20 protein-coding genes are annotated in these 24,462 nt (G+C 55.8%); 9 read left to right on the forward strand and 11 right to left on the reverse strand.

Annotated features, from left to right (window positions below; all coding sequences use genetic code 11):
- Positions 1–20: 20 nt before the first annotated feature.
- Positions 21–368 (reverse strand): phenylpyruvate tautomerase MIF-related protein, encoded by a 348-nt coding sequence (locus RBB62_RS00335; protein WP_309395897.1) that lies wholly within the window; start codon positions 366–368, stop codon positions 21–23.
- Positions 369–411: 43 nt separating this feature from the next.
- Positions 412–1,539 carry a hypothetical protein gene (locus RBB62_RS00340; RefSeq protein ID WP_309395898.1) on the reverse strand — a complete coding sequence of 376 codons (1,128 nt, stop codon included), beginning with the start codon at positions 1,537–1,539 and terminating at the stop codon, positions 412–414.
- Between the two features lie 186 nt (positions 1,540–1,725).
- Between RBB62_RS00340 and RBB62_RS00345 the strand changes: the two genes are divergently transcribed.
- Positions 1,726–2,448 (forward strand): cytidylate kinase-like family protein, encoded by a 723-nt coding sequence (locus tag RBB62_RS00345; protein WP_309395900.1) that lies wholly within the window; start codon positions 1,726–1,728, stop codon positions 2,446–2,448.
- A gap of 1 nt (position 2,449) precedes the next feature.
- On the opposite strand, the gene RBB62_RS00350 is transcribed toward RBB62_RS00345, so the two are convergent.
- Positions 2,450–2,887 (reverse strand): DUF5069 domain-containing protein, encoded by a 438-nt coding sequence (locus RBB62_RS00350; protein ID WP_309395902.1) that lies wholly within the window; start codon positions 2,885–2,887, stop codon positions 2,450–2,452.
- Between the two features lie 117 nt (positions 2,888–3,004).
- Here RBB62_RS00350 and RBB62_RS00355 point away from each other — a divergent pair, with 117 nt between their 5' ends.
- The gene (locus RBB62_RS00355) at positions 3,005–3,634 is read left to right on the forward strand and encodes a hypothetical protein (protein ID WP_309395903.1); all 630 of its coding nucleotides are present in this window, start codon (positions 3,005–3,007) and stop codon (positions 3,632–3,634) included.
- A gap of 71 nt (positions 3,635–3,705) precedes the next feature.
- Positions 3,706–5,523 (forward strand): site-2 protease family protein, encoded by a 1,818-nt coding sequence (locus RBB62_RS00360; RefSeq protein ID WP_309395904.1) that lies wholly within the window; start codon positions 3,706–3,708, stop codon positions 5,521–5,523.
- Positions 5,524–5,688: 165 nt separating this feature from the next.
- Here the strand turns inward: RBB62_RS00360 and purB are convergent, their stop codons facing one another.
- The 3 genes from purB to RBB62_RS00375 form a co-directional block, all read right to left on the reverse strand.
- Positions 5,689–7,116 carry an adenylosuccinate lyase gene (gene purB / locus RBB62_RS00365; RefSeq protein WP_309395905.1) on the reverse strand — a complete coding sequence of 476 codons (1,428 nt, stop codon included), beginning with the start codon at positions 7,114–7,116 and terminating at the stop codon, positions 5,689–5,691.
- Positions 7,117–7,352: 236 nt separating this feature from the next.
- Positions 7,353–7,805: a gamma-glutamylcyclotransferase family protein gene (locus tag RBB62_RS00370; protein ID WP_309395906.1), complete on the reverse strand. Its 453-nt coding sequence runs from the start codon at positions 7,803–7,805 to the stop codon at positions 7,353–7,355.
- Between the two features lie 104 nt (positions 7,806–7,909).
- Positions 7,910–8,698 (reverse strand): secretin N-terminal domain-containing protein, encoded by a 789-nt coding sequence (locus tag RBB62_RS00375; protein ID WP_309395908.1) that lies wholly within the window; start codon positions 8,696–8,698, stop codon positions 7,910–7,912.
- Between the two features lie 460 nt (positions 8,699–9,158).
- Between RBB62_RS00375 and miaB the strand changes: the two genes are divergently transcribed.
- Entirely contained in the window at positions 9,159–10,526 is a 1,368-nt protein-coding gene (gene miaB, locus RBB62_RS00380; protein WP_309395909.1) for a tRNA (N6-isopentenyl adenosine(37)-C2)-methylthiotransferase MiaB, read from the forward strand.
- A gap of 104 nt (positions 10,527–10,630) precedes the next feature.
- Here the strand turns inward: miaB and RBB62_RS00385 are convergent, their stop codons facing one another.
- From RBB62_RS00385 to RBB62_RS00400, 4 genes are all read right to left on the reverse strand, one after another.
- Positions 10,631–11,092, reverse strand: a complete 462-nt coding sequence (locus tag RBB62_RS00385; RefSeq protein WP_309395910.1) for a carboxypeptidase-like regulatory domain-containing protein — start codon at positions 11,090–11,092, stop codon at positions 10,631–10,633.
- 83 nt (positions 11,093–11,175) lie between these two features.
- The gene (locus RBB62_RS00390; protein WP_309395912.1) at positions 11,176–11,634 is read right to left on the reverse strand and encodes a hypothetical protein; all 459 of its coding nucleotides are present in this window, start codon (positions 11,632–11,634) and stop codon (positions 11,176–11,178) included.
- A 952-nt stretch (positions 11,635–12,586) separates the two neighbouring features.
- Complete coding sequence (locus RBB62_RS00395) at positions 12,587–13,276, reverse strand: thioredoxin family protein (protein ID WP_309395914.1); 690 nt, start codon at positions 13,274–13,276, stop codon at positions 12,587–12,589.
- A 132-nt stretch (positions 13,277–13,408) separates the two neighbouring features.
- On the reverse strand, positions 13,409–13,885 hold the full coding sequence (locus tag RBB62_RS00400; protein ID WP_309395916.1) for a hypothetical protein: 477 nt from the start codon (positions 13,883–13,885) through the stop codon (positions 13,409–13,411).
- 218 nt (positions 13,886–14,103) lie between these two features.
- On the opposite strand from RBB62_RS00400, the gene RBB62_RS00405 reads away from it, so the two are divergent.
- The 5 genes from RBB62_RS00405 (at position 14,104) to RBB62_RS00425 (ending at position 21,271) form a co-directional block, all read left to right on the forward strand.
- A complete protein-coding gene (locus tag RBB62_RS00405; RefSeq protein WP_309395918.1) occupies positions 14,104–15,618 on the forward strand; it encodes a sulfatase in 1,515 nt (504 codons plus the stop codon).
- A gap of 108 nt (positions 15,619–15,726) precedes the next feature.
- The gene (locus RBB62_RS00410; RefSeq protein ID WP_309395921.1) at positions 15,727–16,014 is read left to right on the forward strand and encodes a hypothetical protein; all 288 of its coding nucleotides are present in this window, start codon (positions 15,727–15,729) and stop codon (positions 16,012–16,014) included.
- Positions 16,015–16,029: 15 nt separating this feature from the next.
- Positions 16,030–17,790 (forward strand): SGNH/GDSL hydrolase family protein, encoded by a 1,761-nt coding sequence (locus RBB62_RS00415; protein ID WP_309395923.1) that lies wholly within the window; start codon positions 16,030–16,032, stop codon positions 17,788–17,790.
- Positions 17,787–18,917, forward strand: a complete 1,131-nt coding sequence (locus RBB62_RS00420; protein ID WP_309395924.1) for a glycoside hydrolase family 5 protein — start codon at positions 17,787–17,789, stop codon at positions 18,915–18,917. Before RBB62_RS00415 ends, RBB62_RS00420 begins: the two co-directional genes overlap by 4 nt.
- A gap of 149 nt (positions 18,918–19,066) precedes the next feature.
- Complete coding sequence (locus RBB62_RS00425; protein ID WP_309395926.1) at positions 19,067–21,271, forward strand: glycoside hydrolase family 5 protein; 2,205 nt, start codon at positions 19,067–19,069, stop codon at positions 21,269–21,271.
- A gap of 304 nt (positions 21,272–21,575) precedes the next feature.
- On the opposite strand, the gene RBB62_RS00430 is transcribed toward RBB62_RS00425, so the two are convergent.
- A complete protein-coding gene (locus RBB62_RS00430; protein WP_309395928.1) occupies positions 21,576–24,230 on the reverse strand; it encodes a glycoside hydrolase family 5 protein in 2,655 nt (884 codons plus the stop codon).
- Between the last annotated feature and the right edge of the window lie 232 nt (positions 24,231–24,462).

Below are 24,462 nucleotides of genomic sequence, written 5' to 3' on the forward strand. Positions count from 1 at the left end.
CCGGCAACTTCATGTTATCTCTAGCCAAACATGTTGCCCTTCCAGCCCCACATTGAGCGTTGGACGTCGTTGAATTTCACGTAAACGCGCTCGGGTGGGATGTCGGCGACGGAGTTCAACAGCGCGCAAAGCTGTTTGCAGATTTCCTTGGTTTTGCCGGCGGGGATGCCGAGGGAATTTACTTCCAGGAAAGCGGTTGGGGCGGGCTTGCCGCCGAACAGCATCGGCGTGTCGTCCTGAATGGAGACCATCATGTAGTCTTCGCTTTTGCCGAGCGCGCTAGCGACTAGCTGGGAGCTTTCGCTGAGTAACTTCTCCTGCGCTTCGGGGCTGAGCGCTTGATTCGTTTGGATGTTTAAGTAGGGCATGCTTCTTACTTAAACCGCACTGGCGGAAAAGTCCAGCGAGGGGTCAAAAGCCGGGTACGGCGATGATGACCGCATTGCCCTCGGTGCTGTTTTGAGCGGTGTCGCTAAAGTCGTCGAACGGATGGAAATTCCAAATCCATTCGACCGGCCAATCCGCTGGATTGCTCATGATTTCAAAGGGCGAGTCCGGGCCAGCCGCGCTGAGGGTGCGTTGATGGCTGCTCAGCGATCGCAAGAGAAAGGCCGGGTCTATACCGTCCTTGAGGCGAAAAGTATAGCCGAAATTCGCCTCTGACCATTGATAGGAGCCGCTTGTCGAGCGCCTATATTGCTCGCCGGTAAGCTCGATGGTGAAGCCTTCGAATGAAAGGTCATCGATGACCATAATGGGGTCGTTGAAATCCGGGGCCAAGCTGGCATTGGCGTCACTGTACTCAAAGATTTTTACGCTTAAAACTGCGGGTTCGACCACTATCTGAATTTGGTCCGATCTGTTTACCTCGACGGTTGAGGGGCTGGTCCTCCCGCTGAGATCGCGGCTCAATCCTCGCGGGATCACTTCGGGGTCCGGCTCATGGGCAAAGAAGACATTGCCCGCAGGTAATGTGGTCGATCGCATGTCCACCCATGCCCATATCTTCGCTCGATCGGCAGAGTTGAGCTCGGTGGAGAAGTTGTCCATGTCCACTGCGAGCGCTTCTCCGCTGGTTAGGTTGGTAATGGTCGCTGGCGGCAGCCCGTCGACGCGAATGGCGTAGATGCGGCTGTCTTCGGATTGGCTCACGATGTCCACCGGGGTCGGGTTCCAGATCTCTGTGCGGATCGCAAAGCGTAGTTGGTGCCGGGCAAACGACTCGACGAAGAAGATGCCAATGGGTAGCGAAAACTCAGTCAGCACGACCGGCAGCCGGACTGAGGGCAGCTCATTGACTTGGAAAAACGCGGGGGGAGTCAGGTCCGGCAACGGGTGGATCTGCGTCTCACCGTCGGAAAGTGAAACTGCGGCCAATGACCAGTCTTCCAGATCGCTGCATTGCTCCAGTATCATTGCATTGCCGGCCTCGGCTTGGTGGCTCAGCTGCCAGGTGCTGCCCGCCGTTTCCTCGATCGATAATCCAGACACAGGCTTGATCGAGGCCATCAGGCAAAGTGCGGCGAGGAGGAACTTCATGTGTTGGATTTTCAGATAATCGATTACAGGTAGGCAAGGTGTATTTTAGTGACGACTTGGTGAAGCAAGCGCAGGGCTTCGGAATCGGTAAATTGCTTGGCTCCGCCCATATTGGCTCTGAAATACCATTTTGCTCTTGAACGAATGGGCATGCTGGCTTATCTTACAGCTAACCAAGGAAACCCCATGTCCGATACCCGCTTGTTTGAAAAATGCCGGGCTTATGTTACGAGCTCGGCGGACTCCCGTGGCCAAGTGCATGCCTCCTCCATGCCGTTGCCAGCGATCACGCTTTCGCGGCAAGTTGGAGCCCGCGGAACGACCATTGCGAAGCTTCTGGTCCAACATCTGGAGCAGGAAGATCCCAATAACGACCCACCCTGGACGCTGTTTGACAAAAACCTCATCCAGCGCGTCCTCGACGATCACCACATGCCTCGCTATCTGGAGAAATTCATGACCGAGGCGCGTGTCAGTGAGCTACAGTCGACCATTAATGAAATCGTGGGCCTGCATCCCTCCATGTGGGAGCTTCACGAGAAGGTGGGCGACACAATCGTCCGCCTGCTCGGCCGAGGCCACGTGATCATTGTCGGGCGTGGCGCTTGTGTGGTTGGTGCCGGGATGCGCAACGTGCTCAATGTGAGGCTGGTTGGCACCGTGAAGCAGCGTCTCCTGCACCTGGAGAACTCGTTTGATCTTTGCGAAAAAGAGGCGGCTGACCGCTTGCTAAAGGACGACCGCAACCGCCGGGAATTCTTCCGGACGCGTTTTGGCCGAGACATTGAAGACCCCGAGCTCTATCACCTGGTGATCAACACCGACATGCTGAACGAGGATGAAATCGTACGCATCATTGCGGCGACTGCCCTTCAGCGTTCTTATCAGTCGGCTGCGCTGGCGCTGTAAATTACTCCAACACGTTTTTGTGAAACGCCGTCCAGTCGTCGAGGTTGTTGAGCATCTCGGCGGTCAGGAGGGTGGGGTCATCGGCGATGCCCGCAGCGTCCAGGATTTGGGCGCGGGTTTCGGCTTCGTGCTGGTAGTTGCTGACGAGGCGGTTGTGCGCGGCAATCTTGCGCGGGCTTAGCTTCGGGCCTTGGGTTTTAATGATCCAGGCTTCGAGCTCGATGTAGCTGGGGCGCTCTTGGGCAATGAAGCTTTCAAACGCTTCCTGTTGAATGCCAAGGGCTTCAAGCGTCAGCCGGTCAAAGCCGGGGCCGATTGCGTGGTAGTCGTCTTGTAGTTTATCCTGCGTGCGGAGCGAGACTTTCAGCCAAAGCCGGGGGAGGTGCTTGACGCCCAGTGGTCCGCAAGCCGACGACGGGATCAGGGGTACTTGCTTCATAGTAGTCCTATTTATAAAGAGCGCGAAGCATAGCGTCAATTCGATATAATTTGCGATGAGATGATGGATTGCGTTTGCCATCTTTCTGCTGCTGTGGCTTGTTTCGCCTGACCTCAGATGGATGATGCCTTTCCCAGCCTTTCTTTTCAATGTCCGCTAAAATGGAGCGCGATGGAGGGGCGTGAAGGTCGGCGCTATTGCGAGCAGTGCCAGCACCACATCACCAATATTTCGCTGCTGACGACCGAGGAGCGCCAGCAACTGATTAATGAGGCGAAAGGCGAGCGCTTGTGCGTGGCCTACTATGTCGGGCTCGATGGAAAGCCGATCACCGCCGAGCAATTGGGGCCACTGGCGAAGGTGCTGAAAACGGCATCGAAGGTCGGCCTGGCGACTTTGCCCGCGCTGCTTGCCGCATGTAGCTCCACTCAGCCCGTTGAGCAACAGCCGGAAGCCGTCAATTGCGGCATCCCGCTGGATGAAAAGTACACGCTCTACATCATTGATAAACCTACAGCGCCAGCTGATGCTGAGTCCGAAGAAGTCGTTCAGGGAGATGGTTCTGAACAGGATGATAACCGCCAGTATCTGATTGGCTACAGCGAGCCAGCTGACAAAGAAACGCTAGCCCGATGCTCTCCCATTGTGGGAAAGATAGCCATTCCTCAGAATGAAGCGAATCCGAACACCCAGATTAAGCCGTCGGGCTTTAATGACGATAAGCCAAGTTACTCCGATCAGCAGTAATCTGACTATATGTCGCATTGAACATTTCTTCGGCATTGCGGTCTGACACCGAAACATCTACTTTTGCGAGAATGGGCGAACCCACCATATTTGACATGCTGTTTAGCAGCGCGTGGGGCATCTTTTGGGTGCTCCTGATTTTTAATGGCTCCATCGTGGTCCACGAGCTGGGCCACTACCTTGCCGCGCGCTGGCGCGGGCTCAAAGTGGAGCGCTTCTCCCTGTTTGGCCTTGGGCCCAAGCTGATCAGCTGGCATGGCAAGGACGGCGTGGAATATTGCATCTGCGCGATCCCCTTTGGTGCCTACGTGGCGCTGCCGCAGCTCGCCGAAATGAAGGCGCTGGAAGGCGGCGCTGAGCCCAAGGAAAAGCTCCCGCCCATCGGCTACGCTGACAAAATGTATGTCGCCTTCGCCGGTCCGTTTTTCAACCTTTGCCTGGCAGTTGTCATCGCCTGTATTGGCTGGTATACCGGATATCCGTCTAATTCCAGCGGCGAGACAAACGTCGTTGGCTACGTGGGCGAGACGGTGAATGTGGACGAGGATACCGTGGTCGACGGCCCGGCCTGGAAGGCTGGTTTGCGCCCGGGAGACGAAATTATCGCCATCGACGGCGAGCCGATTGCCAGTTTCAAAGAGGTTAAGGAGCACATTACCCTCGGGACTGGACGCAATGACGCCGGTGAGCCCAGCGCCGTCTTGAGCGTGAAGCGCGGTGACGAAGTGCTCGACCTGACCGTTAATCCGGTCCTGAAGTTAGACAATTCCAAGTCTGGCGACCGTATGCGCTTTGTGGGCATTGGCCCGGCTGAGACACTGACGGTGGACCGTGTGCTGGAGAATTCTCCCGAGGCCCAAGCCGGCATTGAGGTGGGCGATGTGATTGTAAATGTCGATGGCACGCCGGTTTTTGGCGGTGGCCAATACCTGGACCAGCTTTCCGCTAATGTCGGCCAACCGACGCCTTTGGTCGTCCAGCGCGGTGATGAGCAAGTGACGCTCACCATGACGCCGCAGGAAATTCCCTACAACCGGCCCGATGCGCACATCGCTCTGAATGCCGACGGCCCCACGGCATTCTGGATCATCCCTAAATACACGCAGGGCGAAACCGGCGATCTCGCCGCCACCACCACGGCCTCGAAGCTGGCGGTGTATAGTCTCGATCCCGGCGAAGGCTTTTTGAAGAGCGATGGCAACTGGTTTGTCGCGTCCGTGAACGGTGAATCGATGGGTTCGCTCCAGCAATTTTTGGACTACACCCAAGCGCACCAGGGCGAGGAGTTAACCTTCGCACTGACCAATGCCGACGGGGCCACGATCACCCGCATGCTGCCAGCAGCGGCCACGGTTTCGCTGAACCAACCCGTCAGCACGGCTCACGCTGGCTTTCAGACGAAGTCTGACGTGATCTTTATCAAGCAAAATCCGCTGGTGCAGTTTAAGGAGCACATCCAGCGCACTTTCCGCACGCTGGGCAGCTTGATCAGCCCGAAGTCCGACATTGGCCTGCGTCACCTTTCCGGCCCGGTGGGCATCACGACCAACCTCTACCGCATCGCCCAGTTTGACTGGCGCCTGGCCTTCTGGTTCGGCGTGCTGCTGAACATCAACCTGGCCGTGCTGAACCTCCTGCCGATCCCCGTCCTCGACGGTGGGCACATGGTTTTTGCCACGATCAGCAAGCTCACTGGTAAGCCGCTGCCGATCAACTTCATCGCCAGCGTGCAAGGTGCCTTTATGTTCCTGCTGCTCGGCGTGATGTTCTACGTGCTGTATTTCGACTCGATGCGCGAAGTCGGTTATCACGAGGAAAGGCGGGCTTGGGAGCTGGAGCTTCAGCGCCGCATTCCGCTCGAATTCCGCCCCGACCGGTCGACGAATTAGCCGACGCGCGGCTGCGCGTCGGAGTTGAAAGATTAAAGGAAAAAGGAAAAGTCTCAGTGAGGCTGATTGGTGGATGAATTTCAGGCAACAAATGCCCGGCGTCCTCACTCCTCAATCAACCCGTCCGAAACTTTTTCCTTTAATCGCCCGCGCCAGCGGCGCGGGCTACAGAATCTTGCCCGGCTGTAGGGCCTTGGCCTTCGGGTAAGCGTCGCCCCACTTGCTGGCTAGCTTGATGAAGGTTTCAACCTGTGGGTGAGCGGCACCCGTGGCGTTGCCTGCCGATTCGTAAATGTGCTGGAGATACTCGGGGGTGAGGCCGAGGCGCTCGTCTTTGCCGAGGCGGTCAAAGAGGTTGTTCTCCGAAATCTTGCAGCTGCGCAGATCCATAGCGGTCGCCACGGCGTGCTCCTTGATGACCTCGTGTGCTGTCTCGCGGCCCACGCCTTTTTTCACGGCGGCCATGAGCACGGTGGTGGTCAGCAGGAAGGGCAGGTAGCGGCGGTTTTCCTGTTCGATCATGCTGGGATTCGCGCCCATGTTGTTCAGGACGGTGAGCAGGGTTTCGAACATGCCGTCGATCGCAAAGAAGGCGTCGGGCAGCATCACGCGACGGACGACGGAGCAGGACACATCGCCTTCGTTCCACTGGTCGCCGGCGAGGCCGGTTGCCATTTCCAGGTAGCCGCGAAGGATGACGTGGAAGCCGTTGACGCGTTCGCAGGAGCGGCTGTTCATCTTGTGCGGCATCGCAGAGGAGCCGACTTGGCCGGGCAGGAAGCCTTCGCCTGCGAGCTCGTGGCCTGCCATCAGGCGGAGCGTCTTGGCGAACGAAGAGGGGCCGGAGCCAAGCTGGTAAAGCGCGCTGATGACCTCGAAGTCCATGCTGCGCGGGTAAACCTGGCCAACGTTGTCCAGGCTGCTGGGAATGCCGAGGTGCTTGACGACTTCGTCTTCCAGGCGGGAAACCTGGCTTGCGTTCTGTTCAAAGAGGTTGAGCTGGTCGAGCTGCGTGCCAACGGCGCCCTTGAGCCCGCGTGCCGCATACTGGCGCATGGTTTGCTCGTGGTTTTCCATCGCGCGGAGCATGTCTTCGCCGAACATGGCGAGGCGCTTGCCAAAGGTGGTCGTCTGCGCGGCCACGTTGTGCGTGCGGCCGGTGATCACGAGGCTCTTGTATTCCTCAGCGCGCTTGGCAAAGGCCAGCAGGACGGCGGTCGCCTTGGTCGCGACGAGCTCCATGGAGCGCCAGACTTGCAACTGCTCGACGTTCTCGGTGAGGTCGCGGCTGGTCATGCCCTTGTGGATGTGCTCCACGCCGGCGAGGTCGTTAAACTCCTCAATGCGCGCCTTCACGTCGTGCTTGGTCACGGCTTCACGCTCGCGAATGGAGTCGGCGTTGACGTCGTTCTTGACCTTTTCGTAGGCCGCGATGGCTTCCGCGGGGATGTTTAGCCCGAGGCCGCGTTGGGCCTTCATCACGGCAATCCAGAACTCGCGTTCCAGCACGATGCGGCCCTCGGCGGACCAGATGTCCTGCATCGAGGGAGATGCGTAACGATCAGCTAAAATATTGGGAATGGCTGCGCTCATTAGCCCCACGATTCACGGATATCTTTCCTGAATCAAATTCTTTTACCTGTTCTGGCGTTTTTTACCGGTTTTTCGGTCATAAAGACCCTATCAGGGGCGGTCGGGTGTCGGTGCTCTGAGATCGGAGGTCGGAGGTCAGTGGTCGGAGGACGGTAAACCGGATGACTGATCTCCGATTACTGACATCCGTCTTCCGACTTCCGATATCTGACTTCCGATATCCGATCTCCGTGCCATCAGCATAGCGACGGCAGCGTGTCCGGGTCGTCGACGTCCCAGTCGCCATTGGCGATGATGACGCCTTGGTGGCTGTTGATGCGGTCGATGTCCATGACGTAGGTCCAGGCGGCACCGATGTCCTCACCGTCTTCCAGGTAAACATTGACCTCCACGCGCTGGTATTCGTTTTCCGACGGGCAGCGGCCAGGTTCGTAATCTTCGAGGGTGTCGAAGCCCTTTAAAACGGCTTCATCGTGGAGTGTGAGCAGGTAGCCATGCGCCCAGCCGTCGCCAGGAGCCATGGCGGGGTAGCCCATTGGGAGGGCATACAGGTTCCCCTTCACCTTTGCTTTGACGAACTGGGAAACCCGGCCCTCGCAAAAGCGATGCCAATAGTAACCCCCAGGCTTCAGAGTGCCGTAAACAAAGACTCGGGGTTGTGTTTTTTTTCCCATATGCTGCGGTAGCATTTCTACATTAGTAGGTTATATCGTTCACTTGGTCAATCCATATTCCATTCATGTGGCGTCGCGTGAATTGCTCATAAGAATAGCAGAAGTTACTGAAAAAGCCATTACTTAAAGTCGTCTTGTTTGTAATCATCTGTTTGTGCGTGCAGGAGCACGATGCGCTGCATGGCGCGTTGGCCCGAGCGTTCCAGACCGAGCGGGATGATGGGGATGGCGGCCTGGCGGCGGGCGTCTTCCGATTCGTTAAAGGTAAACATTAGTGCGCCACCATCGGGGATGGTGCTCGTGGCGAAGATGCTGCCCTGGCCTTGCCCCTTGCCTCCAACCAGCGACGCGGATGCATGGGCGAGCTTGAGCTCGATGTTGTCGCCCTGCGAGCGTGGGGTCACGTTGACGTAGTTCGTCGCGCTGCGGCGGGGCTTGTCGGGTGCAGTGTAGGAGGGGCCTGATTGAAGAGAAATCTGCGCGGGCAAATTGTTCTTTGTGACAACGCGTTGCTGGCTACCCAACACCGCCTGCTTGCTCTCGATGAGTAACGGCAGCACGAGCTGGTAATCCTTGGGGCTCAGTCCATTACGCCCGCTGATGCCGAGCTGGACGAGATACGCGGTTTCGACGTCTAGCGTGGTCACCTCGACGACGATGTTGGGCTCCGCGCGGTCGAGCTGCTGCATGATCGTGTGCAGGTTCTCCTTCATCTCGGCGGGGTAGGAGACGATCAGGCTGTTGGTGCGGGGGTCGGCGGTAACGCGTGACTCCGGCCCGAGCGCGCTGGCAATGACGGGCACGAGGGACTCCGCATCGCGGTTTTGCAGCTCGAATACTTCCATCTTCGTCGCCGCAAACGCCATGCCAGGCCCGAGTAGGACCAGCAATATGAGGGGGATGCGCATCACTAGTTTTTAATTAGCATAATTTGGACCGATAGCGAGGAACAATTATTCACAGTCTCTAGGACTTACTGGCTGAGGGCCTCCCGGTACAGCATGCCCGTAAACCCCTTGGTGCTCGGAAGGGACGGTTTACCAGCCGATTGCCCATGAATGTATGCCGCGATGCTGAGCCCAATCTTGACCCCGGCCTGCGGAGCGTTCACAGTGCACGATTCTTTTCGCTTTCTTGGATTATTCACGAAGGTTATAAGTGATGAGCTGCAAGGCGGATGCTGAGTCGCTGAGCGAGTGGGCTGCGGCCCATGACCGAAGTGATTTTAAGCGCTAACGCCGCAGATCGTGCTTATGGCCGAGAAAAATCGGCGAAAAGAAAAACCGACCAGCTTTGCCAGCCGTCGAGCCAACCAAAATACCAACAGACTCAACCTTTGCCTTCGCCGATTTTGGTGAATGATTCAAGATGAACCGCGTGCACATCAAAACCTACGGGTGCCAAATGAACGAGCGTGACTCCGATGCCGTCGCGGCGATGCTGCGTGGGCGCGGTTATAGCATCGTGGCGGACGAGGCCGACGCCGACATCGTCCTGCTCAACACCTGCTCCGTGCGCGAGCTTGCCGAGCAAAAGGCTCTCGGCAAAGCTGGGCACCTGCGTAAGCGCCGCAAGAAGAACCCGAATTTCATGATCGGCATCATGGGCTGCATGGCCCAAAACCGCGGCGAAAACGTTCTCGATCGCCTGCCGGATCTCGACCTGCTCGTGGGCACGCAAAAGTTCCACGCCGTCCCCGACCACCTCGATGCGCTCATTGCGACGCGCCAGGGGCAGGGGCCGCGCCCGAATACCATTATCGACCTCGAGGCCGAGGAGGGCAGCCAAAACACCATTCGCTCCCATAGCAGCGAACGCCAGGTCAGCGCCTTCGTGAGCATCATGCAGGGCTGCAACATGAAGTGCAGCTACTGCATCGTCCCGAAGACCCGCGGCGAAGAGCGCGCCCGCCCAATGGACCACATCGTCGCCGAGATCGAAGAGCTCGCCGCCAACGGCACGAAGGAGGTCACCTTACTCGGCCAGATCGTCAACCAATACGGCGTGCGCGAGTTCCCCTTCGTCGACGGCAAGAGCCCCTTCGTCCAACTGCTGGAGCGCGTCAACGCGATCGACGGCATTGAGCGCATTCGCTTCACCAGCCCGCATCCGGTCGGCTTCCGCGAAGACCTGATCAACTGCTACGGCCGCCTGGAAAAGCTCTGCGAATACATCCACTTCCCGCTACAAAGCGGCAGCGACGGCATCCTCAAAGCGATGCGCCGCCCCTACACCGTGGAGCGCTTCAAGCGGATCATCACCGCGCTGCGCGAACGCTGCCCGGACATGTGCATTTCCACGGACGTCATTGTCGGCTTCCCCGGCGAGACGGAGGAAGACTTCGAGCTCACCCGCCAGGCCTTTGCGGACATCCGCTTCGACATGGCCTTTATCTTCAAATACAGCGTCCGCCCCGGCACGACCGCCGAGCCGCTGGGCGACCCGATCAGCGACGAGGTCAAAGCCGAGCGCAACCAGCTCCTACTCGACCAACTCGGCGAATACTCCCTGGCGCGCAACGAATCCATGATCGGAACGGTGCAGGAAATCCTGATCGAAGGCCCGGCCAAGCGCGGCGAAAACATGTTCGTCGGCCGCAACCGTGGCTACCGCAAAATCATCGTTCCTGCGAGCGAGCGCCTGGTCGGCGAGCTGGTCAAAGTCAAGGTCACCGAAGCCAGCGCCACCACCGTCCTCGGCGAGCTGCTGCTCGAAGGCGTGGAAGCGGGTGTGTAGTTTGACGCCAAGGCTCTGAGCAAGAAGGCAATTACCTAAAATTAGCGTTCAACGTCAAAGCACAGGGGATGGCTGCGCTAGCAGCCATTCTCTGCTGCTACTTGTTAGGGCTTTTGGGCAACGCTCTCTTTGAGTCTTACAGTGATCCCATCTAGGTAACTAAAATCATACCAACCAGTCGATGGATTAGTTGCTTCAGCTTCTTTGTGCCGAGGAGAGGATGGGAAACCTAAATCAAATTCCTGAAATTGGTCGAAACCCTCAGCGGTGACTGTGAGAACGGCTCTTGGATAGTAGGCTTCCTGAGGCACGATATATATCCATGTCACCTTCTGAGGGGGAATCTCAAATCTTCCATCGCTGTTGGTGGTGGTTTGAAACTGCTTATGAAAAATGCCAGATTCCGCTTGGCTTCGGACGATGACTTTTGCACCCGCGATGGGTTCACCTGTGGCTTCTTCTATGACAATACCGCTGACCGGCGGTGCAACAGTGTATCGATGCGGAATGATGCATCCGGAAAGGAACAGTGCCGTGAGGGTCAAAGCGAAGAGAAATGGTCTCATTATTGTGTGCCCTAACGTGGAGGACACTCATGATCACCGGCACGGTGAATCATTGAGTGCTCCGACTTGTTAGCATTTCTAATTTAATACGCGAGAACGAATCCATCAGGGCATCCAAACAAGATTTCTATCTCTCGATTCCTTCCGTATTTATCTTCACACTCAATTGTGTTCTCTAAACCCGTCCGATTGGTTTCTTTTACCCGATTGAAGAATTCGACAATACTGGAGCCATTACCAGAGATACTCACTTGTCTGTCGTGTTTCGAACATCTGATAATATTCAACGTATCGTCTTTTTTAATTCTGAGAGATTCGTATTCTAGTAAGTCATCGCGTGGCTGTGGGGCAGGATCATCTTTATTGCAGGGGCTTCCTTGTGGCTGACGCGATGCAGAAATCGCCAAATCGCTTCCACTCAACACATACTGCGCAATCTCATCGACTTTCTCGGGATTGAAGCTCACGTAGAAGATTGGATTTTCTGAATCACTTTCAGATTTATAATTCCACACGGCGACTTTCCAGTTGGTTTTTTTCATCTCGGGCTAACTAACGTTGAAGGTATATGCGAAAAAACGCCACGTTTTTTCGTCATATATCCTGACTTGTTGTGTCTTTAGTTGTGGAGATTCTATGAGCTAAAGATGTTCCGTCGGGAAGGCCACCCCATGATGCGCCGGACCAAATCCACAAATCCTTTAGGGAATATTCTCCTTCTGGGCCAAACGAGGGTAATTCCTGAAGCCCTCCGTATTCATATAGCACATTTCTAGTCCTGACCTTCGCAGTTATAAAGCCCTGTTCAATCCGCTCAACAGACAATACAATAACCTCGCGCTTCACGTTTTTTGCGACGAATCGAGTTAGTTTGGCTCCCACGCGGTATTTTCTCTTTAGGAACCAGACTCTGACTTTATGCACCATTCCTGACACAACAGTAGTTTTTAAGCGACGCGAACGTTCATTGAACAAGGGCGTCTTGTTTCGAGTGAGACAGTTACAATAAAAGCGGCGTCATGGATCGCGAGGTTCGTGGTATGCAGGTTGCCGGACGGGAGGGTGAGAGACCGCTCCATCTAACGTGGTAAAGTACTTTACTGTCGCTTCCGGCAAAGATGACAAGAGCTAAGTATGATTATCCACATTAAATTAAGCTAGGGGAACACTGCTTGGGGTGCTTGGTGTGTTATGAACGCCTCGCCCATAGTCCTGACCAAACACGCCCTTAACCCACACTAACATACGCCCGTCTCTCACACCAACATAGGCCCCTATGTCATAGTAACCCGAGTGCTTGTATCGGTCGAAGCGTCGGCGACGCTCCGGGGAAGTGTCGGCGATACTTCGGCCACTCTGGGGGCTGCTGATCGCGCGACTTTTCATGCTGAAATCATGTCCGAAAATCCGAGCGAAGGCAATGCGTGATCTATTAAATCTCGTCAATTACCATGCCGCAGAATGAACATACATGGCGTCTGAGAGACGACATGCTTACTCGAGAATCTTCTCGATCTTCGCGACGTATTCTTCGGGGGACCAGTTGCTGTAGCCGCCGATTTTGCCTAGCTTTTCGCCGTCAGCGCCGACGATCCAGACGGTGGGATAGCCGCGCACGCCAAACTCCGATTTGAGCTTTTTGTTCTGCTCCGCGATACTGCGCTTTTGCTTATTCTGGGGAAAATCCAACAGGAGAAGCACCAGGTTTTTATCAGCGTATTTTTCGAACTCCCGCTCAGTCAGCACCTGGTCGTGCAGGCGGATGCAGTAGCCGCACCAATCGGAGCCGGTGAAGAGATACAGGATGGGCAAGTCGTATTCTTTGGACTCGGCCAGGGCATCATCCAAGTCCTCGGTCCAGCGGGCTTTGCGCTTGGCGAGCTTGGCGGCCCTTTGTTCGGCCTGCACTTTGGTTTTTATCTCGGCCAGATACGTTTGGTCGGCCTCGGACAAGTCGCTGATGTTGTAGTCGTAGTAGCGGCCGTTGCTGGCGAGCTTGATCTTGATCTGGCTGTCGCTGATAAACTCGACCAACTCGGCGTCAATGGATTGGCCTTTGTTGTTTTCCCAAATGCGCCCAAATGCGCTGGATGAGACGATTAGGGCGAGTAGTAAAAATAGGCGGTACATGGTGTCGGTGATGACGGTTGTTGGAAAAGTATAAGTCTTTAGGAAATGGGACAACTTGCGTTCGGTCAACTTTATGCTGCAAGATATTTCATCGCAAAGGTCCTATGCTTTGAAGCGGCTCTCGGATGGTTGTTGATTTCGAGAAAATCCATGCCGCCATCAACAGCTTTAAATGGATAATACTACCTAGTGATGATGCGCGTGGACGTGGATGCCCCATGCCCAGCGTTTGCCTGACCAGAGGGTCTCGTCTCCGGATTGGATCTTTAGCTTGATCTTATAATGCTTGTATGGATCAAGTGGTGCGAGCGAGGGCCCGTAAATGGGAAAACCTTCATGCAAGGTGAGGTCCTCTTCGCCAAAGCTGCCTGCGATGTGAATCGTTGAGTCAGGCGGCAGCGCGGGCGTCACGGCGACGGCCAGATGGTTGTCGGCCCAGCCAAGCTCAAGGCGATGCGTTTGGTCGCCAATGCGTATTTCGTAAGTCGCTCCCTGAAAATCGCCGCGGACGGCGTCATGGGCCTGGTCTTCCTGCCAGTTTTCGTAAAGTGGAAACGAAGCTGCGGCGCCAATCATCAACAGGCCCGCGAGAATGGCCAACAACAATCGGTAGTTGATGCCCGTGGGCTGGATGAGGTTGGGTTCGTCGGAGAAATGGGGCATGGTTATTAATTGCAGCGCTTTTGCAATAGTTGTCGCGAGGTTGGTGCAGTCAAGGGTATTCAATTTGCTGTGGAGAGCGGCCGTGGATATTGTTTAACTTGTTTGCGTTCGGTGAGCGACAAATTCCCCTTGCGTCACATGGATGGCCTTTGGAGAATTGGCGGTGTCCACCGTGTTGGGGTGATCGCCTTCGCCCGAAGTCAACGTTTTCCCGCTTTATGAACCCCCTTTTCAAAACGCTTCTTTGCCTTTCGCTTTGCTGGATGGGCAGCTTGTCTGCCGCCGAGCGCCCCAACGTGATCTTTATCGCGGTTGATGATTTAAAGCCCGACATCGGTGCCTATGGTTTCAATGCGCCAACGCCAAACATCGATCGGCTGGCGGGCGAGGGCACCACGTTCCTCAACGCGCATTGCCAGCAGGCGGTGTGTGCGCCTTCGCGCGCGAGCTTACTCACCGGGCGTTCGCCGGACTACACGCAGGTGTGGGATTTGAAAACGAAGATCCGCGACAAGCGACCGGACGTAGTGACGCTGCCGCAGTACTTCAAGCAGAACGGCTATGAGACGATTGGCGTGGGTAAAATCTATGACTATCGCAGTGTGGATAAGGGGCAGGATACGGTGTCCTGGAGCCAGCCGTTTGTACCAACGTGGTCACTGAAGTTTTCCCCCGAACGCCCGAGTTTACATTATCAGGACCCGAAAATTAAAGCGCTGGCTGCGGAGGCCGAAGCTAAAGGCCTCAAAGGCTGGGGGCCGCAAAGCAAGTTCTTGAATAAAAATGGAGGCTGGCCGTCCGTCGAGTGTCAGGATGTGCCGGACAATGCCTACGACGACGGTGCGATGGGTGACTTTGCCGCAGAAACTATCCGCAAGCACGCGGGTGATGCTAAGCCGTTTTTCTTTGCCGTTGGTTTTAAAAAGCCGCACCTGCCGTTTGTCGCGCCGAAGAAATATTGGGACATGATCAAGCCGGATATGATTCAGCTTGCGCCTTTTCAAGAACGCGCGGAGGGCAGCCCGGACATGGCTTACCACAACTTCGGCGAGCTGCGCTCGTATTCCGACATCGCGCAACGTGGGCCGGTGTCCGCCGCCAAGCAACGCGAATTGATTCATGGTTACCTGGCTTGCGTGGCTTACGTGGATGCGCAGGTGGGCAAGATTCTGGATGCATTGAAGGAGGCCGGTATCGCCGACAACACGGTTATCGTCTTCTGGGGGGACCACGGTTGGCATCTCGGGGACCACGGCTTGTGGTGCAAGCATTCGAACTTCGAGCAAGCCACACGGGTGCCTCTAATTTTTGCCGCGCCCGGTGGTGTGCCCGGCCAGAAGGACTCTGCGCCCGTGGAATTCCTCGATGTCTTTCCGACGCTTTGCGCGCTGACCGGTTTGCCGATTCCCTCGGACTTGGAGGGGGATAACCTCGCGCCGGTCATCGAAGACGGTGCGCCCAACCCAAGCGACTACGCGATGAGCCAGTTTCCGCGAGGCAAGGTGATGGGCTATGCCCTGCGCGACGACCGCTACCGCTACGTTGCCTGGTTTGAGCCGACCAACGGCACGGCCGCTGCGGCGGATGACCCGATCCTCGCCGTCGAACTTTACGACTACGAGACCGACCCGCTGGAAACCCGCAACCTCGCTGTAGACTCAGCTAATGGCCACCTCATCGCTGAGCGCGAACAGGCATTGCGCGCTCGCTTGGCCGGGCAATCAGCACAGTAGGGCCAGGATCTGTATCCACACGGGCGATTGAAAGGAGTCGCATTGATACTACAATAACTTCGGTGTTGCAGATCAGTCTACGGCGACGCCTTTTGGTTCACCCAATCAATGTGGCTATCTGGATGGTGGCTCTTCTTTTATTCGCATCGATTCCAGCTTCAGCTTGATGACTTGGAGCTTCGATATGCTCTAGCCAGACTGATGTCATTTGGTTCCGCGCTGTTGCTCGGCTTGCTGCGGCGCAAGTCAGCCAAGCACTCATTCGTTAATCGGCGCGGAGTCTTTTTCATGCGGGCATTGAATGATTTCGTGCCCGCATTTTTTCGCCGTCCACGCAATAAGTTGCGTGCGGTATATATCGGCGCATGGGAAGCGATCCCTAAACTGAAAATCTAGCAGTTTCATAACCCCATGATTAAGCATATTTTCTTTTCGTTGCGTGCGCTGGTCTTGCTCGGCGCGTTAGTTTTACAAGCCCTGGCCACGACGGCTTCAGCGGTGGAGCCCGTACGCGTGGTAGGCACCAACAGCTGGATCAGCACCAATCGCTGGTCGCCGGGCACCAAGTATCCTGGCAAGACGGCTTTCTGGCACCGCACGAAGCATCAGTTGGGCGGTCCAGTGGCGGAGATCGACCTCGCCTTCATGAACTGGACTTCCTACAGCAGTGGTGAGTTGGTCAACGCCAGCACCGTTTCTTTTAATTATGTTTGGTTGGAGCGCGAAAGTGATGGGCAAGTTGTTCCGGTGACATTTAGTGGCGCGCGTAGCTTAGTCATGACGGGTGGCGTTTCGCAGGCCTACTACATGGCTGACCCCATCGACTCCAGTGTCTGGACTGGCGGTACGCCACAGCGTGACGAAATTTTCTGGCTTCAGATTAAGGGCAACATTGATGCCGATGAAGACCATATTCCTGTCGGTGCACACACGACGATGAGCGGCTCGCTGATGGCGATTTACCCGCCTGCAGATGATCCGGGCACTTATGATTTCGTTGGAAAGCCGACCCTTACGAATTCGACTGCAAACTATTGGGGCTTGCCCGTCATGTTTGGCGGCCGCTTCACCGAGGCGGGCCACTTGTCGGTTATTGGACTCGGCGACAGTATTCTTTATGGCTCGGGTGACACGCGCCAGCCGGTGGTGGCGGGGAGCAGTTTTCTTTCGCGCGCCACTGTCGATGACGATGGCTTGAACACGGTGGCGATGTTTAACATGGCGCGTCACGCGGAGTCAGCCGGTGGCTTCATCAGTCACCACGACTTGCGGGGTGAGTTTCTACAGTTTGCCAATGTGGTCGTAGAAGAATATGGAACGAATGATCTTGGCACCAATGGCACGGGTGATCCCGACACGATGTATTCGAGAGTTCAAACGATCTGGCAACTCGCTAGAGATGCAGGCGTGGAGACTATTATTCGGACTAAGCTCCTGCCACGTACGAGCTCGTCTGATTCGTGGCAAACGATGGAAAACCAGACGGTCAATAATGGCTGGGGAGACGGCGAAAAACGCGACACGTTCAACGCCTATTTAGAGACCGCATTGAGCGAAGGGAAAATTGATATGCTGGTGGATACATTGAGTGCGGTTTCCGATCCCTCGGATTCTCATTACTGGGTCACCAATGGCGCTTCCAAATACGCAACTGGTGATGGCACCCACCTAAGTGGAGGCGGCAATGCCCTGGCTGCCGTGCCGCTACGCGCCGCGTTTGAGCAGCTGCTGGCCGCGAATGAAACCTTTAGCTACAACGACTGGGTGGACAGCTATGACTGGGGTGGCAAAGACTCCAGCCCCACGGCGGACGCCAGCGCGGATGGCGTGCTGAACTTGCTCGCCTACGGCTTGAAACTCGATCCGTTGGACAATAACGCTGGCAAGACATCTACGGTAGCCTACGATGTGTCCACACCGGGTGGCCCGTGGATCACCTTGGATTTTCGTAAGAACCAGGTAGCGACCGATCTTCAGTTTGCGGTGCTTTACAGCATTGATCTCGCCGTGGATGGTTGGACTACACTATCGCCCGATGATTCCACGATCTTTGAAGAAACTGTCGACGCAGATCCCGATGGCGACGGCGAGGCGGAAGTCGTTCGCTGGCGCGTTAAGATGCCCGACGACAGCCCTTGTTTCCTGAAACTTGATATTTCCCAATCGTCATGATGCGACCACTCAGCTTAGCCCTTATTCTGTTAACCATTGCTTCCAGCCTGGTCGCCCGTGACCCGAAAAAGGTTGACCGAAATTATCCGACAAATCCGCCTGCCGAGGCGCCGCAGCCGGGCAACTGGCCCGCGGAGCTCAAGGTAACGGGCAACCGCCTGACCGACCCGGAGGGCAACGAAGTCTGGTTGCAAGGCGTGGCGATTCCCGGTTTGGAGATCACGCCCAACGGCCACGGCGTGACCAACTCCGCCATCGTAGCGATTGAAGATTGGAACGCCAATGTCATTCGCGTGCCGATCAAGGACGAGTTCTGGTATGGTCGCGGGAAGGGCCAAACCGATGGCGGCCTTGCTTACCGCGCCAAGGTGGATTCCGTAGTGCAGGCAGTCGCCAATCGCGGCGCTTACATCGTGCTCGATCACCACCGATTTCGCGCGTTGAAGCAGCAGGAGCTGCCCTTCTGGCAGGAGCTGGCCACGCTTTACAAAAACCACCCGGCGGTGATCTTCGACATCATCAACGAGCCGCATGGCATCAGCTGGGAAGTTTGGCGCAATGGCGGTTGGGTTGACGACCCAAATGCGAAGATCAACGAAGCGGGTTTTCTCGACGAAGCGACGTTGAAGGCCAATCGCGGTTTTGAATCGCCTGGCATGCAAAAGCTGGTCGACGCCGTTCGCGCGACGGGCGCGAAAAACATCATCATTGCTGGTGGTTTGCAGTGGTCTTACGATCTCTCGGGCATCCTCGATGGCTATGCGCTCGATGATCCCGAGGGCCACGGCATCATGTATGCCACGCACATTTATAATTGGAAAACCGGCTGGCAAAAAGCCTTCCTCGACACCGCTGAGAAGCACCCGATTTTTGTGGGTGAAGTTGGCGCTGATGTGCTCAAGATGGACTTCATCCCGTACGAAGATCAGGAAGATCCATACACTTGGGTGCCCGATATGTTGGGCGTCATTCAAAAGTATCGCCTCAACTGGACGGGCTGGTCGTTCCATACTTGGGCCACGCCCGTCATGCTCAGCAATTGGCAATACGAGCCCAGCCCTTTCTGGGGCGCCTACGCCAAGCGCGCGCTGGCTGGTGAGCGGTTTGAAGTGAAGCGCCTGCGTTGATGGAACCTCAGCAAAGCGAATATTTACCAACATAGTTTGTCGCAATCTTTTGCGTCCGGCGAACCTTGCGAACGGAACAATCGGCGCGTTGATTTATCTAAAATATAGCCTATCGTTAATGGGCCTCGCGCCCCATCCCCCCGAATCCCATGAAGAAAAATTTATCTCATTCCCTGCGCTTCATATTGGCGCTGTGCGCCCTGTGCGCAGCCCAAGTATTTGCTCAAGCGCCCGTAGCCGCACCACAACCTTTGGTGGGCAACAGTAGTTTTGAAATCGATGCCGACGGAGACAACTGGCCTGATGGTTGGGCGCAGCCAAAAATCGGTGGAAGCTGGCAGGAAGAGGCAGGCAGCCGCTTCATTCGCATGGAGAGCCCGGCGCCCGGTGAGATGGTGATGCTCTATCAGGAAATTGAAATTCCTGAAGGCGTTGAAGCTATCGAAATGACTTGGAAGCAGCGCATCAGCAATCTTAAGCGCGGCGAGAAATCCTGGTTCGATGCGCGTATCATGATGGAATTCATGGATGCCAACCGCAGTAAGGTTCCTGGCAAGCCACGTGCGCCGGCCACGAACAAGAACACCGACGGCTGGGTCGAAAAAAAGACTACTTTTCTGGTCCCCGAGGGGGCGAAGATTTTGAAGTTCATGCCGTGTTTGTTCAACGTGGCATCGGGTACGTATGATATCGATGACCTGGTGCTGATGCCAACGGATCCTACTCCTTTGCGCGCCGCAGCGGAACAAGCCCGCATCGAGCGTGATGAAAAGAAGGCCAAGGAAATGGCCAAGACCAGTGCCAAGGCCGAAAAGCTGTTGGCTGATACGGGTTCGTATATAGTCGGCGGTGATTTCGAAGGCCGCTTTGCCAAGAAGAAAAACGTCGTTGAAGAAGGTGGTAACCACTACCTGCGTCTCGTGAGCACCGAGCCGGGGGAGATGGTTATGGATTACCGCGAGGTCAACATCCCCTCTGGCATCGAAGCCCTGGAGCTCAGCTGGACGCAGCGCGTGACCGGCCTTAAGAAAGGCGAGAAGCCGTGGTTTGACGCCCGCATCATGATGGAGTGGAAGGATGCTACTGGCAAGAAGCTCAAGAGTAAGCCATCGCCATCTTATACTCAGCGCGACACCAAGGGATGGGTCGATAAGACCAAGGCTTTCCTCGTGCCGGAAGACGCCGCTACACTCATCATAATGACGACGTTGTTCAACGTGAAGGCCGGTACATACGAAGTCGATAACTTTGTGTTGAAGCCTACCGACCCGGGGCCGATCAAGGAAAGGGCTGCCGCGCGTGCGCGTCAGAAGGCCGCGAAATTTGTTCCGGCTGAAGAACCGAAGCCGGAGAACTGGCCGAAGATGCTCAAGGTCGTTGGCAACCGACTGCACGATACGGATGGCAATGAAGTATGGCTACAAGGTGTGAACGCAGGTGGCTTGGAAACTTTGCCTATGGACGAGCAACCAGTGAAGTCGCTTGTTGTTGGCATCGATGAATGGAACTCTAACTGCATCCGCGTGCCGATCAAGGAATCGTTCTGGTGGGGCGAGAGCCCTTATCAAAAGGACGGCGGTAAGGGCTACCGCGAAATCATCGATAAGATGATCACCCTCGCGGCCAACCGTGGCGCCTACATTGTGATCGACCTCCACCGCTACCGAGCACCCAAGGAAGTGCACGCAAAATTCTGGCGCGAATTTGCCGCGCTTTACAAAGACCACCCTGCTGTTTTGTTCGACATCATGAATGAGCCGCATGGCATCAGCTGGGAAATCTGGCGCAATGGCGGCTGGGTAGGCAACAAGTCTGGTACGGACGAGTCTGCGTTCCTCACTGCCGAAGAGAAAAAGAAGAACCAGGGCTTTGAATCCATCGGCATGCAAGGGCTCGTGGACGCCGTTCGCTCGACTGGCGCGAAGAACATCATCATCGCCGGTGGCGTGGAGTGGTGCAACGACCTCTCAGGCGTAGTCAACGGCTATGCGTTGGATGACCCAAGCGGCAATGGCATCATGTATTCCTGGCACACGTACCATTGGCACAAAGGTTGGGCGACCAAGCTTATGCCCGCTGCCGAAAAGTATCCAATCTTCCTCGGTGAAGTTGGCGCGGACGTTAAAAAGATGGGCTTCATTCCGGATGAAATTCAGGAAGACCCCGCGACCTTCGTGCCAGACATGCTTGGCTTTATTCAGAAGTATAAAATCAATTGGACGGGCTGGTGCTTCCATCCTTACGCCACACCGCGCATGCTGGTGGATTGGGATTACACGCCGACTCCTTTCTGGGGCGTCCCGGCCAAGGAAGCTCTGGCCGGTAAACAATTTGAGCTAAAAAAGCTTCGCTAGATACTTGGTATAGTCTTCTAGTAAAATCACAAGGGGTAAGCGCCCCGTCGGTTTTCCGACGGGGCGCTTTGTGCTGTGGTTGGGTAGGACTAGGGCATCTTTCATTTAACTTTGCGATGCAGAGTTATGGCATGCTTTGCGATGCAGAGTTGAAGTAGCTTTGCATTGAAGAGTCGGCTTGGTGTGAGCTCTTTAAAAGGCGGAACGGAGCGTCCCCGCGACACCTCTTTGCTCTTGGGTTCATGTAAAAAGCCGCCGTCATGATGACGGCGGCTTTGGGGGATGTTGCGAAGGGAGTTCGTAGTTAGAATGTATAGTTCTCCAAGACTTCCATTGGGATAGCGTCTGTTGCGTAATTGTTGGTTGGCGAGATGTCTAGCGCGTAGCTGTTCCAGTTCTCACCGCCTGCCCAGTAGGTGCTGCTGACACCGTAGGCCGTGATGTGGCCGAGGAATTCATTGAGCAACACGTTCCAGCGAGCATCATTATTGGGCACGCCATACTCGCCGATGAAGCCTCGGTAGCCCTTCTCCTGCAGCCAGAGGAGGAAGGGATGGACCAGGCGTAGGCCGCGGTCGTCGGCAGGGCTCTCAGTGTCGAATGACGCATAGCTACCATCACCAGCGGGCCAGCTTTGGTCGAAGTAGATGTGTGCTTCGTACATCGTTTTGCCGTAGGCGTCGACTACGTCGAGGTTGGGGTTGGTCATGCGCCAAGTGGAAGCGCTGCTGTAATTTTCCCCGCTTACGATGATCCAGGTATTCGTGTCCACACTGCGAATGCCGTCGGCGGCAGCTTGAGCGGCGGCGGGCCAGAGACCACCAGTGCTGTAGGGCTCGTTCATGATACCGTAGCCATAGATGGCTGTTTCATTTTTATAGTGATCAGCGATCTTTTGCCAGACATCGGCAAACGCCGCGTTCGGCATTTCAGTTGTGCCGATCACGTAGCCGCTGCGTCGGGCGTAGTTGTGCATATCGAGAACGACTTTCATGCCGCGTGCGTTGGCGAGAGCTACGATGTTGTCCAGGTTGGTGAAGTCTACCGAGCCGTACAGTGTGGGTTGAATGCGCTCCCACTTGAATGGAATGCGGATTAGGTCGAGACTTTTGCTGTGGTAGTAATCCCACTCCAGCGGATTGTCCTGCCAGAATTCGTAGCCACTGAATTCTGCGCCCGCGAGATTCACGCCCGCCATCTGCACGAAGCCGTCGGGACCACTGTGGTCGTAGGTCGGCTCGGAGGCGTAAACGGCATGAGCCTTGATGTCCTGCACACGCAGTCGGCCAGAAAGTGTGGAGGAACTTGGGCTAACGTTGGTTATGACAATGGCGGTGTTCGCGTCGGCTATGACATCTGTCAGATCCGTGGTGCTTGTAGTGATGTCAACCACCGTGCTTTGGGTAGCGCCATCGGCGATCCACGAGAGGTGAATTTGCTCGTCGCCATCAACTTCACGCCAGCGAATCGTGTCAATTTGCCAGGCATGGTTGGCGGTGACGCTGATCGCTTCACCAATGTTGAAGCGCCCGACAGTGGTTTCACTGACGCCGAATCCAGTTGGCTCGAAGCCAAATACACTCGGTGATGCAGCAGCGAAGTCTGGGGCGCTTGGTGTGGTGACGTCAACGCCGGTATAGGCGAGGAAGTCGTAATCAATGGTCACGCCGCCATTTTCAGGGCTCCACAGTGCGCCTTCAATGGTAGCGTCTCCGCCCACTCCGTTCCACGGCCACTGGTCCCACTGCATGAGTAGGATAGTGGCGCCGTTGTTGTCGCCCGTAACTGGCGTTGGTGTGGAAAGGAAGGCGAGATCAATGTAATTAACACGCAGTCGGCCGGCGGAGTTTGCCGTGCTGTCGCTAACATTAGTGATTTCGACTGAGGTGTTAGCGTCAGCTATGATGCCATCGAGCTCGGTCTCGGTGTAAAATGCGCCTGCGGGAAAGTCGAGCACCATACTCATTGGGACGCCATTACTTTGCCATGCAAAGTGCAGTCGCTCGTCGCCTGTGTATTCCGCCCAGCGAATACTTTGTAATGCAAAGCTTTCAACGGCCTGAATGACGAAGCTTTCGCCGGTATTGAAGCGTCCGGTTGTGGAGTCGCCCACACCGAACCCGGTGCCTTCCACGCCGAAGTAGGAGCTGCTCGCTCCGGAGAAATCCGGTGTGTAAGGGTCGGTGACATCCGTACCGGTGATTGGATCGAGGAAAGACACCAGCACATCGCCGAGAGTGGTGTCACTGATCAAGCCCGAGAAGGAGGTGGCGCCCGAGGTCAAGCTCCAGGGGGCGCTGGTCCAGCTTTGTAGTCGGTGGGTTTCGCCAATTTCCGGTGCTACGTAGGCATCGATCAGCTCTACGTAGATTTGGTTGATGCGTAGTCGGCCATTGGCTCCTGCTGAGGAGTCACTGACGTTGGTTATGGTGACGGCAGTGTTGGCGTCGATCGTGATGCCACTGAGGTTCGTTGTTGTGTAGAAGGAGCCTGCGGTTAAATTGATGACTTGGCTCATGCTAACGCCAGCGTAAGTCCAACTGATGTGGAGCGATTCGTCGCCTTGATATTCGGCCCAGCGAATGCCATTGAGTTGGAAGGCATGATCAGCGCTGAGGGTGAAGCTTTCGCCGCGATCAAAGCGGCCTACGGTGCTTTCGTTGACGCCGAAGCCGGTTCCTTCGACACCAAATATGCTGGTCGATGCTGAGGCGTTGTCGGGGGCAGCGGGATCAGTGATGTCTACGCCACTCAGCGGGGTGGCGAAGGTGAAGTCGGCGCTTGTGCCGCCGTCGTAAACCGGATCGGTCAGATTTGCAACGAATGACGTATCACCGCCAGTGAGGGACCAGGGGGTACTGGACCAGCTTTCCAGGGTAATGGAGGCGTGGCAACTAATTGTGCTAATCAGGAGTCCACACGCCGCCATGCATTGCGAGGCAGGGTGTAATTTTCGCATGGTAGGGTGTTATTGGGTTTGGGAGACCCAGCGCATTGTGCTGGGTGAGCAGGCGCAGAGAGCACTATGCCATCAGCGCATGCAGAGATTTTAAGAAAACAGAGAGCAGACTCAGGGGGATTGGTAGGGATGCGTATAAGATTCGCCAAGTGTCCGTCTGGAAGCTCTGACCATCCCCGGGAAGCGACCTCGGGATCAAAATTTCATTTCTTGGCGCTGCGAGATTAGAAAA

It is taken from the genome of Cerasicoccus maritimus, from assembly GCA_031296935.1.
Classification (GTDB): domain Bacteria; phylum Verrucomicrobiota; class Verrucomicrobiia; order Opitutales; family Cerasicoccaceae; genus Cerasicoccus; species Cerasicoccus maritimus.